Origin of the sequence: Streptomyces sp. NPDC008163 (assembly GCF_042956885.1) — a bacterium.
GTDB lineage: Bacteria > Actinomycetota > Actinomycetes > Streptomycetales > Streptomycetaceae > Streptomyces > Streptomyces drozdowiczii_A.
This window is the reverse complement of sequence record NZ_JBIBHG010000010.1, coordinates 145,144-158,388: the sequence shown is the minus strand read 5'-3', so window position 1 is coordinate 158,388 and position 13,245 is coordinate 145,144. Positions and strand designations below refer to the sequence as shown.

Sequence of the window (13,245 nt, the reverse complement as noted above, 5' to 3'; positions counted from 1 at the left end):
TCTCAGGGCTGGACGGGAACCGACCACGGGAGCGCCACCCAGACGGTCTTGCCGCCGTCGGCGGTCGGCGTGACGGCCAGCCGGCCGCCGTACTCCTTGGCCAGCGAGCGGATGATCACCATGCCGCGTCCGTTGTCCTGCTGGACGGCGGCGGGCAGCCGCTGGGGCCGCCGGGGATGACTGTCCGTCACCCCGACGCGCAGTTCCTCGTCCCGCTCCAGGCGCAGATCGACGGTGAAGGTGGGTGACTGCCCGAAGGTGTGCAGGACGGCGTTGGTGGCCAGCTCCGAGATGATGAGGCGGACGGCGTCGGCCGCCTCGGCGTCCTCGGGCAGGCCCCACTCCGTCAGCACCCGGGCGACAAACCCGCGGGCCGCGGAGACCGAGACCGGCTCGCTCGGCAGGGTGACACGTGCTTCCTGATGGTCTGCCATGGCGAGCCGTCCCTTTCCCACCCGATACCGGCCCGGTGAACGGTCCGGTTGCGCTTGGCGCCAGATTGCCACCGATGCCGCCCTCCGTGGCGGCGATCCCCCAAGATATGCATATATCTGTCGCTCAAACCGGTGAACTCTCCCCACACGGGCCCCCTCCGGCGCCACACTGTCTGCTCGTCGGGCAGTGGGAGGGAGCCATCGGATGCAGCACGGCCCTGCGGTACGGCGCCGCAAGCTGGGAGAGGAGCTGCGGAGCCTGCGACACGCGTCAGGTCTCACGAGCCGCGAGGCGGCGGCGCTGCTCGGCTGGCACCAGTCGAAGGTGAGCAGGATCGAGACAGGTGTCAGCGGGGTGCGGCCGGATGACGTGAACCGGCTGCTCGACGCGTACGGCATGGACGATCCGAAGCTCCGCGAGGTCCTGGGCGCTCTCGCCGGTTCGGCGGGCGGGGGCGGCGCCGGCTGGTGGCACGCCTACCGCGGGCTCATCCCGCCCCAGTACCGCGACTTCATCAGCCTGGAGTCTCAGGCGCGCACCGCCCGCACGCTGGAGACCACGGTGGTGCCGGGCCTGTTGCAGACGGCCGATTACGCCCGCGCGGTGACCCGGGCGTCTCTGGACGGGCTGCCGTCCGGCCAGCTGGACTCACTGGTGGAGGTGCGGCTGACCCGGCAGGGGGTACTGCGGAGCGATCCGCCGCTGCGGCTGAGCGCGGTCCTGGACGAGGCGGTGCTGCGCCGGGAGGTCGGTGGCCGAAGAGTGATGCGGGAGCAGCTGCGCCATCTCGCCCGGGTGGCACAACTTCCTCATGTGCAGCTCCAGTTACTTCCGTTCTCCGTCGGCGGCTATGTCAGCCTCACCAGCCCTTTCGTTATCTTCTCTTTTCCGACTGCTTCTGATCTTGACGTGGTCGTTCTTGACCACTTGACGAGTAGCCTCTATCTGGAACGGAAAGAAGACCTTGCGGCGTACAGCTCGGCCTTCGAGACCCTTCAGACGCACGCGCTGTCGCCGGAGCACACGCTGGACCTGATCGCCGCCATCGACCGCGGCGACGGGTGACCCCCACCGCCCGGAGGAAGCGTCATGTCCGAACACCTCGCCCGGCATGCGTCGCGCTGGCGACGCAGCAGCTACAGCACGGGGATGAACAACTGCGTGGAGACCGCGCCGTCCGGGAGCGGGCGGCTGCTGGCCGTACGCGACTCGAAGGACGTGGCCAGGACGCCGCTGGAGTTCTCCACGACGGCCTGGACGTCCTTCGTCTCCGGCTTGAAACGCTGAGGCGGACCACCGCCTCAGCAGCTCTGCGGTGCGGTCCTCCGCACCGTCTCCACCGCCCGCGCGATCTGCTCGTCCGTCAGGTCCGCGCGGGCGGTCAGCCGGAGCCGCGAGATGCCGTCGGGCACGGACGGCGGGCGGAAGCAGCCCACCGCCATCCCGGCGGTCCGGCAGTCGGCCGCCCAGCGCACGGCGGCGTCGGCCGAGGGCGCCCGGACCGAGACGACCGCCGCGTCGGGCCGCACCGCCGTCAGTCCGGCCGCCGTCAGCCCCTCGTGCAGCGCGGTGGCGACCGTACGCGCCCTGAGCGCGCGCTCCGGTTCGCGGCGCAGCAGGCGGAGTCCGCCCAGGGCGGCGCCGACCGCGGCCGGGGCGAGCCCGGTGTCGAAGATGAACGTCCTGGCGGTGTTGACCAGATGGTCGATGACCCGGGCCGGTCCGAGGACCGCGCCGCCCTGGCTCCCCAGGGACTTGGAGAGGGTGAGCGTGGCGACGACGTCCGCGTCGCCCGCGAGCCCCGCCGCGTCGAGCGCGCCCCGTCCGCCCGCGCCGAGCACCCCGAGCCCGTGCGCGTCGTCCACCATCAGCGCGGCGTCCTCCGCCCGGCAGACGGCTGCCAGCGCGGCCAGCGGCGCGGCGTCGCCGTCCACGGAGAACACCGAGTCGGTGACGGCCAGCTTCCGGCCCCGGTGCCCGCGCAGCGTCTTGCGGACGGCCTCCGGGTCGGCGTGCGGGACGACGGCGGTCTCGGCCCGGGAGAGCCGGCAGCCGTCCACGATGGAGGCGTGGTTGCCCGCGTCCGACGCGATGAGGGCGCCGCGTCCGGTGAGCGCGGTGAGGGCCGCGAGGTTGGCGGCGTAACCGGAGGAGAGGACGAGCGCGGCCTCGAAGCCGCAGAACGCGGCGAGTTCGCGTTCCAGCTCGGCGTGGAGCGCGGTCGAGCCGGTGACCAGGCGGGAGCCGGTCGCTCCGCCGCCCCAGCGGCGCGCGGCGTCCGCCGCCGCGGCGGTCACCTCCGGGTGCCGGGTGAGGCCGAGGTAGTCGTTGCTCGCGAGGTCCAGCGGCTCCGCGCCGGCCTCGCGGGGACGGAGCCGGCGGACGAGCCCCGCGTCCGCGCGCCGGCGCGCCTCGTCGTCGATCCAGTCGAACGGGGTGGCGGGCATGGGCGGTCCCTTTTGTAGGCAGCTCACAGACCCTAACCGGGCTCATGCCAAGACACGGTGTGGCAATGCACACACCCCGTGTGAGCTCTGTTGTCCGGTTCCTCCTTGGCTCCGGGCGGTGCGGTGCGTCAGGATCATCGCCATGGACCTCCTGAACACGCTGGTGGACAAGGGGCTGCGGCGCGAGCTGCCGACCCGTGAAGAAGCGCTCGCCGTACTGGCGACCCCGGACGACCGACTGCTCGACGTGGTGGCCGCGGCCGGCAAGGTGCGCCGTCAGTGGTTCGGGCGGCGGGTGAAACTGAACTACCTGGTCAATCTCAAGTCCGGGCTCTGCCCCGAGGACTGCTCGTACTGTTCGCAGCGGCTCGGCTCCAAGGCCGGGATCCTCAAGTACACCTGGCTGAAGCCGGATGAGGCGTCGAAGGCGGCGGCGGCCGGGGTGGCCGGGGGTGCCAAGCGCGTCTGTCTGGTGGCCAGCGGCCGGGGCCCGACGGACCGGGACGTCGACCGGGTCTCGCAGACCATCGAGGCCATCAAGGAACAGAACGAGGGCGTCGAGGTGTGCGCCTGCCTCGGTCTGCTCTCCGAGGGCCAGGCCGACCGGCTGCGTTCGGCGGGCGCCGACGCGTACAACCACAACCTCAACACGTCCGAGGGGACGTACGGGGAGATCACGACCACCCACACCTACGCCGACCGCGTCGACACGGTGCAGCAGGCGCAGGCCGCCGGGCTCTCCGCCTGCTCGGGGCTGATCGCGGGCATGGGCGAGAGCGACGCCGACCTGGTCGACGTGGTCTTCTCGCTGCGCGAACTGGACCCGGACTCGGTGCCGGTCAACTTCCTGATCCCGTTCGAGGGGACCCCGCTCGCCAAGGAGTGGAACCTGACGCCGCAGCGGTGTCTGCGGATCCTCGCGATGGTGCGGTTCGTCTGCCCGGACGTGGAGGTGCGGCTCGCGGGCGGGCGCGAGGTCCATCTGCGCTCGATGCAGCCGCTCGCCCTGCACCTGGTCAACTCCATCTTCCTGGGCGACTACCTGACCAGTGAGGGCCAGGCCGGGCAGGCGGATCTGGACATGATCGCGGACGCCGGTTTCGAGGTGGAGGGTGCGGGTACGACGACGCTCCCCCGGCACCGCGCGGACGCGGTGGCGGGCTGCGGCTCGCACGCGGGCGGCGGTTGTGCCTCCGAGTCCGAGGGCTGCGCTTCGCACGCCGGCGGCGGCTGCGGGCCGTGCGGAGAGGGCGCGGAGGCGGAGGCCCCACCCACCGCCGAGGTGCCGGGAACGCCGGGTGCCCGTACGGATCTGGTGGCGGTCCGCCGGCGCGGCGCCGGCACCGACCTCGCTCCCAATGCCTGAGCCGCTCTCCCCCGCCGCACTCCGGGACCTGGACCGGGCGCACGTCTGGCATCCGTACGGCCCCATGCCGGGCCGGCAGGAGCCGCTGGTCGTGGAGTCCGCGTCCGGGGTCCGGCTGCGGCTCGCCGAACCCGCCCACGGACAGGACGAGTTGGTCGACGGGATGTCCTCGTGGTGGTCGGCCGTGCACGGCTACAACCACCCCGTGCTGAACGAGGCGGCGCGCGGCCAGCTGGACCGGATGAGCCATGTGATGTTCGGCGGGCTCACCCATGAGCCCGCCGTCCGGCTGGCGGCCCGGCTGGTGGAGATCACCCCGGAACCGCTGCGCCACGTCTTCCTCGCCGACTCGGGCTCCGTGTCGGTCGAGGTCGCCGTGAAGATGTGCCTCCAGTACTGGCGGTCGGCCGGGCGGCCGGCCAAGAAACGGCTGCTGACCTGGCGCGGCGGCTACCACGGGGACACCTGGCAGCCGATGTCGGTGTGCGACCCCGAGGGCGGGATGCACGAGCTGTGGTCCGGCGCCCTGCCCCGCCAGGTCTTCGCGGACGAGCCGCCCGCCGGTTACGACTCCGAGCCCGACCCCGTCTACGCGGCGCATCTGCGCGAGCTGATCGGGCGGCACGCGGACGAGCTGGCGGCCGTGATCGTGGAGCCGGTCGTCCAGGGGGCGGGCGGCATGCGCTTCCACTCCCCCGGCTGGCTGCGCGTGCTGCGCGAGGCGTGCGACGCGTACGGCGTGCTGCTCGTGTTCGACGAGATCGCGACGGGCTTCGGCCGTACGGGCAGGCTGTTCGCCGCCGAGCACGCGGGGGTCTCCCCTGACGTGATGTGCGTGGGCAAGGCGCTGACCGGTGGCTATCTGACGATGGCGGCGACGCTGTGCACGAGCGAGGTGGCGGACGGGATCTCGCGCGGCGAGGTGCCCGTGCTCGCCCACGGCCCGACGTTCATGGGCAATCCACTGGCCGCCGCGGTGGCCTGCGCCTCCATCGACCTGCTGCTCGGCCAGGACTGGCAGCAGGAGGTCAAGCGGATCGAGGCCGGGCTGAACGAGGGCCTGGCGGCGGCGCGGGAGCTGCCCGGGGTCCGCGATGTGCGGGTGCTCGGCGCCATCGGGGTCGTCCAGCTGGACCACGAGGTGGACATGGCGGCGGCGACCTCGGCGGCGGTGCGCGAAGGGGTGTGGCTGCGGCCGTTCCGGGACCTCGTCTACACCATGCCGCCGTATGTGACGGGTGACGACGACGTGGCACGGATCTGCCGCGCGGTGTGCGCTGCGGCGCGGGAGGGCTGAGTTATGACCGTTCTGGTGGTGACCGGTACCGGTACGGAGATCGGCAAGACGATCGTGACGGCGGCCGTGGCGGCGGCCGCCGCGCACCGCCGCGTCGCCGTCCTCAAACCGGCCCAGACCGGTCTGGAGCCGGGCGAGCCTGGCGACGTGGCGGAGGTGGTACGGCTGGCGGGCGCCCATGTCACGGCGGTCGAACTCGCCCGCTTCCCCGAACCGCTGGCGCCCGCGACGGCCGCCCGCCGGGCCGGAATGGACCCGGTGCGCCCGTTCGAGGTCGCCGAGGCCGCCGGAAAGCTGGCCGCCGACCACGACCTGGTCCTGGTCGAGGGGGCCGGCGGGCTGCTCGTCCGGTTCGACGACGACGGCGCGACCCTGGCCGACGCGGCCCGGCTGCTCGCGGCCCCGGTCCTGGTGGTCGCCCCGGCCGGTCTGGGCACCCTGAACTCCACGGCTCTGACGGCGGAGGCGCTGCGGGCCCGCGAGCTCGACTGCCTCGGGGTGGTCATCGGCAGCATGCCGGCCGCGCCCGGCCTGGCGGAGCGCTGCAATGTGGCGGACCTCCCGGTGGCCGCCGGGGCACCGCTGCTGGGCGTCGTCCCGGCAGGCGCCGGGGCGCTCGCCCCGGCGGACTTCCGTGCACGGGCGGGGAGTTGGCTGGCCGCACCGCTGGGCGGCGAGCGGCCACCGGGCTGAGCCCCGGACATCCCGGCCCGTCCGGGAGGCACCGGCGCGTCAGTTCACCGTCGCATCCCGGACGGATTCCGTACCCCGGCCCCCCATTGGTCGAACACCTGGTCATAATTCCTGCTCAGGGCTCAGGGCTCAGGGAGCCGAAGTCACCGCGGTCGGCCACGTCCTGGCACCACAGGCGCGTCAACCGACCAGTTCTCGCGACGACTCATGGAGTGACATTGAGTACGACGACGTTCCGTTCCCGCATCACGGCCCGGCTCGGACGCGGCTACCTGGCCAGGATCCAGAAGCACGGCTTCGGTTCGACCACGATGAGGCTCCTCCCGGAACAGTTGCTGATGCCACTGCGCAGGGACGGGCTCGACCCGGTCCGCCGGCTCGCCGAGACCCGGGCGGGCGCACCGGTGACCAGGGTCGCCCTGCCGTTCGGCATGGACGCCTGGGTGGTCACCGGCTACGAGGAGTCGAAGGCCGTGCTCGGTTCCGCCGAGGGCTTCAGCACGGACTTCGCCCACCTGGCGGGCAACGCGGGCATAGCCGCCGAGCACAGCCCCGGCGGCCTCGGGTTCAGCGATCCGCCGGTGCACACGCGGCTGCGCCGCATCCTGACCCCGGAGTTCACGATGCGCCGGCTGCGCCGGCTGACGCCCCGGATCGACGCCATCGTCGCGGAGCGGCTGGACGCGATGGCCGCCGCGCCGGGGCCGGTGGACCTGGTGCACGCGTTCGCGCTGCCCGTGCCGTCGCTGACCATCTGCGAACTGCTCGGGGTGCCCTACGCGGACCGCGACGACTTCCAGAAGCTGGCCATGGACCGCTTCGACCTCTTCGCGGGGACCACCGCTCCGTTCGGCGCCATGTCGGAGTCGCTGGACTACTTCCGGGGTGTCGTCCGGGACCAGCGCCGCGCGCCCGGCGACGGCCTGCTCGGGATGATCGTGCGGGAGCACGGGGACAGCGTGGACGACGAGGAACTGGCGGGCCTGGCGGACGGGGTGCTCACCGGAGGCTTCGAGACGACCGCCAGCACGATCGCGCTCGGCGCCCTGGTCCTGCTGCGGAACCCGGAGGTGGCGGACCGGCTGCGCGCGGACGACGGGGTGACGGCGCCCTTCGTGGAGGAGGTGCTGCGCTATCTGTCGGCCGTGCAGATGGCGTTCCCCCGCTTCGCCCGCGAGGACATCGAGATCGCGGGGGTGGTGATCCCGCGCGGCGACATGGTGCTCTGCTCGCTGAGCGGCGCCAACCGCGACCCGGCGTACGTCACGGACGACGGGCGGTTCGACGTGGACCGGGTCACCCCGGCCGGGCATCTCGCCTTCGGATACGGCATCCACCGATGCATCGGCGCGGAGCTCGCGCGGATGGAACTGCGCTCCGCCTTCCCGGCCCTGGTCCGGCGCTTTCCCGCGATGCGGCTCGCCGTGCCGCCGCAGGACCTGACCTTCCGCAAGCTGTCGATCGTGTACGGCGTCGAGACGCTGCCCGCACGACTGCGCTGAGCAGCCCCGTACCGGCGGGAAAGCACTCGCCCCGGAGAACGGTCCTCTGATTGGCTCGCCCTCATGAGTGATCTCTCCATACGCCCCGCCGCCCTCGCCGACATCGACCCCGTGCTGCTGTTCTGGGGGACGGCGGCGGAGGGCACCAGCATCAGCGACGACCACGACGGGGTCGCCCGGCTCATCCGCCGCGACCCGGGGGCGCTGCTCCTCGCGGAACGGGAGGGGGTGCTCGTGGGAAGCGTCATCGCGGGCTTCGACGGCTGGCGGTGCTCCGCCTACCGGCTTGCCGTCCACCCGGACCACCGCCGCCGGGGCATCGCGACCGCACTGCTCGACGCGGCGGAGCGGCGCTTCGCCGAACTGGGCGGGCGACGGGTGGACGCGATGGTCCTGGAGGAGAACGAGCGGGCGCACCACACCTGGCGGGCGGCCGGCTACCACCGTGAGGACCACTGGCGGCGTTGGGTGAAGCCCCTCGGGCCGGGCACAGGGATCAGGTGACCGGCCGCACGAACGACTTTGCCGATCCTTTACCATGGTGAGGCAGTCCTTCCCCTCCGACGAAAGGTGTGAGCGTCCGCCCATGGGCGAGCCTCCCAGTCCCAGAAGCCACCGACATCGCGCGGTCCGCCGGTCCCTGCCCGATCATGGGACGGAGGTGAACCGATGACCGAAGTGCTTCTGCTGCTCGTTGCGGTACTGCTCTCGCTCGCCTGCGGCGCCTTCGTCGCGGCGGAGTTCTCCTTGACCACGGTGGAGCGCGGCCAGCTGGAGCGCGCCGTCGAGCAGGGCGAGCGCGGCGCCGCGAGCGCCATGAAGGCAGTCCGCGGCCTCACCTTCCAGCTCTCCGGGGCGCAGCTCGGGATCACCGTCACCAACCTGGTGGTCGGCATGCTCTCCGAGCCGTCCATCGCCAAGCTGATCCGGGGTCCGGTGGAGGCCGTGGGCCTGTCGCCCGGTGTGGCCTCGTCCGTCGCGCTCGTCATCGGCACGGCCCTGTCCACGGTGTTCCTGATGGTCGTCGGCGAGCTGGTCCCGAAGAACTGGGCCATCTCCTCGCCGCTCGCGGTCGCGAAGACGGTCGCCACCCCGCAGCGGGCCTTCACGGCCGTCTTCCGGCCCTTCATCAGCCACCTGAACAACACCGCCAACCGGATCGTGCGCCGCTTCGGGCTCGAACCGGCCGAGGAGCTGGCCTCCGCGCGCAGCCCGCAGGAGCTGGTGGCGCTGGCCCGGCACTCCGCCAAGGAGGGCGCGCTGGAGGCGGACACCGCCGAGCTGTTCGTCCGCACCCTCAATCTCCCGGAGCTCACCGCCGAGAACGTGATGACCCCGCGCGTGCAGGTCACCGCCCTGGAGGTCAGCGCGACCGCCGAGGACGTCGCCAACGCGACCCGGGCCACCGGCCTCTCCCGCTTCCCGGTCTACCGGGGCAGCCTCGACACGGTCGTCGGCGTCGCCCACATCAAGGACGTGCTGGCGGTCCCGGCCGAGGAGCGGCCCCGCAAGCGGGTCTCCGAGATGCTGCGCGAGCCGGTGCTCGTCCCGGAGACGCTGACCGTGGACCGGCTGCTCGACCGGCTGTCCGGCAAGCTGGCCATGGCGGTCGTGATCGACGAGTACGGCGGCACGGCGGGCGTCGTGACGCTGGAGGACATCGTGGAGGAGGTCGTCGGCGAGGTGCGCGACGAGCACGACCCGCACGAGACGCCGGACCTGGCCCCGGCCGGTGAGGACGCCGACGGGCGTGTCCTGTGGTCGGCGGACGGCGCCGCCCGCACGGACCAGCTGGAGACGATCGGGCTGCGGGTGCCGGACGGCCCGTACGAGACGCTGGCGGGCCTGATCGCCACGGAGATCGGCCGCATCCCGGCCGTGGGCGACACGATCGAGCTGGCCGGCTGGCGCCTCGACGTGGTGGACGCCTCCGGGCGCCGCGCCGCCCGGGCGCTGCTGCACGCACCGCTGACCGGTTCCCACCAGCCGTCGGAGGACGAGCGATGACCGCCGTACAGCTCTTCATCGGTCTGCTGACGCTGGTCGTGAACGCCTTCTTCGTCGGCGCGGAGTTCGCCCTGATCTCGGTGCGCCGCAGCCAGATCGAGCCGCAGGCCGAGCAGGGGATCCGGCGGGCGCGCAGCGTCATCTGGGGCCTCGAACACGTCTCGGCGCTGCTCGCGGCCGCGCAGCTGGGCATCACGCTGTGCACCCTGGTGCTCGGTATCGTCGCCGAGCCCGCGATCGCGCACCTGCTGGAACCCGTCTTCGACGCGGTGGGCGTGCCGCACGGCCTGGTCCACCCGGCCTCGTTCGTGATCGCGCTGACGGTGGCGACGTATCTGCACATGCTGCTGGGCGAGATGGTGCCCAAGAACATCGCGCTGGCCGAGCCGGTGCGGTCCGCGCTGCTGCTCGGCCCGCCGCTGGTGACGCTGGCCCGGGCACTGCGCCCGGTGATCTTCGCGATCAACGCCTTCGCCAACGCCCTGCTGAGGCTGTTGCGGGTGGAGACCAAGGACGAGGTGGAGGCCACCTTCTCGGACGACGAGCTGGCGCGCCTGGTGAAGGACGCCGGTGACGCCGGGCTGGTGGACGACCGGGCCGCCGAGCGCCTGCACCACGCGCTGGAGCTGGGCCGCCGCCCGGTCCGGGACGTGGTGCTGCCGGTCGACAAGGTGATGTACATCCGGGTCGGGGCGACACCGGAGGAGCTGGAACGGCTGTCGTACGAGACGGGCTTCTCGCGCTTCCCGGTGATGGACGCGGAACAGCGCATCCTCGGCTACCTCCACGTGAAGGACGCCCTGGACGTCACCCCGCGCGACATGCCGTTCCCGGTGTCCTCGATGCGGCCGATCGCCCGGGTCCGGGCGGCGACACCGCTGGACGACGCGCTCACGGCGCTGCGGCGCAGCCGTACGCACCTGGCGGCTGTCCTGGACGAGGACGGCAGGCTCGCGGGCATGGTGACGATGGAGGACGTCCTCCGGGAACTGGTGGGACGGCCGCAGAGCCGCTGAGCCACGGGCGCTGGGCGGCTCCGGCCCGGAGCCGCCCAGCGCCCGTCGGGGCCGTACCGCACCGCGATACGATCGCATCGCCATGGAAATCAATGCCTCATACACCAGTCTGGTCGCGGTCGGCGACTCGTTCACCGAGGGCATGTCGGACCTGCTGCCCGACGGCTCGTACCGGGGCTGGGCGGATGTGCTCGCCTCCCGGCTGGCCGCCCGCACACCGGGATTCCGGTACGCCAACCTCGCGGTACGCGGGAAGCTCATCGCCCAGATCGTGGACGAGCAGGTGGATGTGGCGGCGGCCATGCGGGCGGACGTGGTGACGCTGGTCGGTGGCCTCAATGACACCTTGCGCCCCAAGTGCGACATGGGCATGGTGCGCGGACGCCTCGAGGAGGCGGTGGAGCGCCTGGCCCCGTCCTGCCAGAAGCTGGTGCTGATGCGCAGCCCCGGCCGCAACGGGCCCGTGCTCGACCGGTTCCGGCCGCGCATGGAGGAGCTGTTCGCGCTGGTGGACGAGCTGGCCGCGCGGCACGGCGCGGTGGTGGTCGACCTGTACGGCGCCCCGGCGCTGGGCGACCCGCGCATGTGGGACGTCGACCGGCTGCATCTGACCGCCGAGGGGCACCGCCGCGTCGCCGAGGCGGTCTGGCAGGCCCTGGGGCTGCCGCCGGAGGGCGACTGGCGGGCTCCGCTGCCCGCCTCGGCCCCGGCCCGCTGGGCCGCCCGGCGGGTGGAGGACGTGCGCTTCGCCCGGCAGCACCTGCTGCCCTGGATCGGCCGCCGGCTCACGGGGCGCTCGTCGGGCGACGGACGGGCCGGAGCGCAGTTCGACGCCGAGCTGGGGCGGGGCTTCTGGGTGACCCCGGAGGAGGACGGCTGGACGGCCCCGGTGGGGACGTGGCGGCAGGTGGAGTCCAGTGGGCGGGAGGCGCGGGACGCGTCCGGTTCGTAGCAACGCACAAACCGGACCTGGGCGCTGAGCTGCACGAACCGCCAGTAGAATCCGTACACGTGACTGCTGTGTCTGCGAAGCCTCGCATCCCCAATGTCCTGGCCGGCCGCTACGCCTCCACGGAGCTGGCCGTCCTCTGGTCCCCCGAGCAGAAGGTGAAGCTGGAACGCCGGCTGTGGCTGGCGGTGCTGCGCGCCCAGAAGGACCTCGGGATCGAGGTGCCCGACGCCGCCCTCGCCGACTACGAGCGCGTCCTCGACCAGGTCGACCTGGCCTCGATCGCCGAGCGTGAGAAGGTCACCCGGCACGACGTGAAGGCCCGGATCGAGGAGTTCAACGCCCTCGCCGGCCATGAGCACGTCCACAAGGGCATGACCTCGCGCGACCTCACCGAGAACGTCGAGCAGCTGCAGATCCGGCTCTCCCTGGAGCTGATGCGCGACCGCACCGTGGCTGTCCTGGCCCGCCTCGGCAAGCTGGCCGCCGAGTACCGCGAGCTGGTCGTCGCCGGGCGCTCGCACAACGTGGCGGCGCAGGCCACCACCCTCGGCAAGCGGTTCGCGACCGCGGCGGACGAGCTGCTGGTGGCGTACGGCCGCCTTGAGGACCTGCTCGGCCGCTACCCGCTGCGCGGCATCAAGGGCCCGGTCGGCACCGCGCAGGACATGCTGGACCTGCTGGGCGGCGACGCCGGGAAGCTCGCCGCGCTCGAAGAGCGCATCGCGGCGCACCTCGGCTTCGCGCACGCCTTCACCTCGGTCGGCCAGGTCTACCCCCGGTCGCTCGACTACGACGTGGTGACCGCGCTCGTCCAGCTGGCGGCGGCGCCCTCCTCGGTGGCGAAGACCATCCGGCTGATGGCCGGCCACGAGCTGGTCACCGAGGGCTTCAAGCCCGGCCAGGTCGGCTCGTCCGCGATGCCGCACAAGATGAACACCCGCTCCTGCGAGCGCGTCAACGGCCTGATGGTCATCCTGCGCGGCTACGCCTCGATGACCGGCGAGCTGGCGGGCGACCAGTGGAACGAGGGCGACGTCTCCTGCTCGGTGGTGCGCCGGGTGGCCCTGCCGGACGCGTTCTTCGCGTTCGACGGGCTGGTCGAGACGTTCCTGACGGTGCTGGACGAGTTCGGCGCGTTCCCGGCCGTCGTGGCCCGCGAACTGGACCGCTACCTGCCGTTCCTCGCGACGACCAAGGTGCTGATGGGCGCGGTACGCGCCGGCGTCGGCCGCGAGGTCGCCCACGAGGCCATCAAGGAGAACGCCGTTGCCTCCGCCCTGGCCATGCGCGAGCAGGGCACCGAGCGCAACGAACTGCTGGACAAGCTCGCGGCCGACGCGCGCATCCCGCTGGACCGCGCCCAGCTCGACGAACTGATGGCGGACAAGCTGTCCTTCACCGGGGCGGCCGGCGACCAGGTCGACGCGCTCGTCGCGCGGATCGAGGAGATCACCAAGCAGCACCCCGAGGCCGCCGGCTACGCGCCCGGCTCCATCCTCTGACAGCGGCCCCGGCGCACCGTTCCCGCAG

The 13,245-nt window shown here is 72.6% G+C and carries 13 protein-coding genes; 11 read left to right on the top strand and 2 right to left on the bottom strand.

Translation table 11 applies throughout. The features are described from left to right. Positions 1-2 precede the first annotated feature (2 nt). On the bottom strand, positions 3-434 hold the full coding sequence (locus tag ACFZAT_RS22695) for an ATP-binding protein (RefSeq protein ID WP_391266308.1): 432 nt from the start codon (positions 432-434) through the stop codon (positions 3-5). A gap of 205 nt (positions 435-639) precedes the next feature. Here ACFZAT_RS22695 and ACFZAT_RS22690 point away from each other — a divergent pair, with 205 nt between their 5' ends. Then, on the top strand, positions 640-1,500 hold the full coding sequence (locus ACFZAT_RS22690) for a Scr1 family TA system antitoxin-like transcriptional regulator (protein ID WP_391266306.1): 861 nt from the start codon (positions 640-642) through the stop codon (positions 1,498-1,500). A gap of 24 nt (positions 1,501-1,524) precedes the next feature. Continuing rightward, on the top strand, positions 1,525-1,722 hold the full coding sequence (locus ACFZAT_RS22685; RefSeq protein WP_391266303.1) for a DUF397 domain-containing protein: 198 nt from the start codon (positions 1,525-1,527) through the stop codon (positions 1,720-1,722). Between the two features lie 14 nt (positions 1,723-1,736). On the opposite strand, the gene ACFZAT_RS22680 is transcribed toward ACFZAT_RS22685, so the two are convergent. Beyond that, positions 1,737-2,882 carry an aminotransferase class I/II-fold pyridoxal phosphate-dependent enzyme gene (locus ACFZAT_RS22680; RefSeq protein ID WP_391266301.1) on the bottom strand — a complete coding sequence of 382 codons (1,146 nt, stop codon included), beginning with the start codon at positions 2,880-2,882 and terminating at the stop codon, positions 1,737-1,739. Between the two features lie 142 nt (positions 2,883-3,024). Here ACFZAT_RS22680 and bioB point away from each other — a divergent pair, with 142 nt between their 5' ends. The 9 genes from bioB to purB all read left to right on the top strand — a co-directional run bounded on the left by bioB (position 3,025) and on the right by purB (position 13,217). Continuing rightward, positions 3,025-4,248, top strand: coding sequence for a biotin synthase BioB (gene bioB, locus ACFZAT_RS22675; RefSeq protein WP_391266298.1), 1,224 nt, complete (start codon positions 3,025-3,027; stop codon positions 4,246-4,248). Next, complete coding sequence (locus ACFZAT_RS22670) at positions 4,241-5,545, top strand: adenosylmethionine--8-amino-7-oxononanoate transaminase (protein ID WP_391266295.1); 1,305 nt, start codon at positions 4,241-4,243, stop codon at positions 5,543-5,545. The genes bioB and ACFZAT_RS22670 overlap by 8 nt, the downstream gene beginning before the upstream one ends. A 3-nt stretch (positions 5,546-5,548) precedes the next feature. Beyond that, positions 5,549-6,238, top strand: coding sequence for a dethiobiotin synthase (gene bioD / locus ACFZAT_RS22665; protein WP_391266293.1), 690 nt, complete (start codon positions 5,549-5,551; stop codon positions 6,236-6,238). Between the two features lie 218 nt (positions 6,239-6,456). Next, positions 6,457-7,740, top strand: a complete 1,284-nt coding sequence (locus tag ACFZAT_RS22660; protein WP_391266290.1) for a cytochrome P450 — start codon at positions 6,457-6,459, stop codon at positions 7,738-7,740. Positions 7,741-7,803: 63 nt separating this feature from the next. Continuing rightward, on the top strand, positions 7,804-8,244 hold the full coding sequence (locus ACFZAT_RS22655; RefSeq protein ID WP_391266286.1) for a GNAT family N-acetyltransferase: 441 nt from the start codon (positions 7,804-7,806) through the stop codon (positions 8,242-8,244). Positions 8,245-8,409: 165 nt separating this feature from the next. Continuing rightward, positions 8,410-9,747, top strand: coding sequence for a CNNM domain-containing protein (locus ACFZAT_RS22650; RefSeq protein WP_391266285.1), 1,338 nt, complete (start codon positions 8,410-8,412; stop codon positions 9,745-9,747). Continuing rightward, positions 9,744-10,763, top strand: a complete 1,020-nt coding sequence (locus tag ACFZAT_RS22645; RefSeq protein WP_391266284.1) for a CNNM domain-containing protein — start codon at positions 9,744-9,746, stop codon at positions 10,761-10,763. Before ACFZAT_RS22650 ends, ACFZAT_RS22645 begins: the two co-directional genes overlap by 4 nt. A gap of 82 nt (positions 10,764-10,845) precedes the next feature. Next, positions 10,846-11,715 carry a GDSL-type esterase/lipase family protein gene (locus ACFZAT_RS22640; RefSeq protein ID WP_391266283.1) on the top strand — a complete coding sequence of 290 codons (870 nt, stop codon included), beginning with the start codon at positions 10,846-10,848 and terminating at the stop codon, positions 11,713-11,715. A 59-nt stretch (positions 11,716-11,774) separates the two neighbouring features. After that, complete coding sequence (purB, locus tag ACFZAT_RS22635) at positions 11,775-13,217, top strand: adenylosuccinate lyase (protein ID WP_391266282.1); 1,443 nt, start codon at positions 11,775-11,777, stop codon at positions 13,215-13,217. Positions 13,218-13,245: the final 28 nt, after the last annotated feature.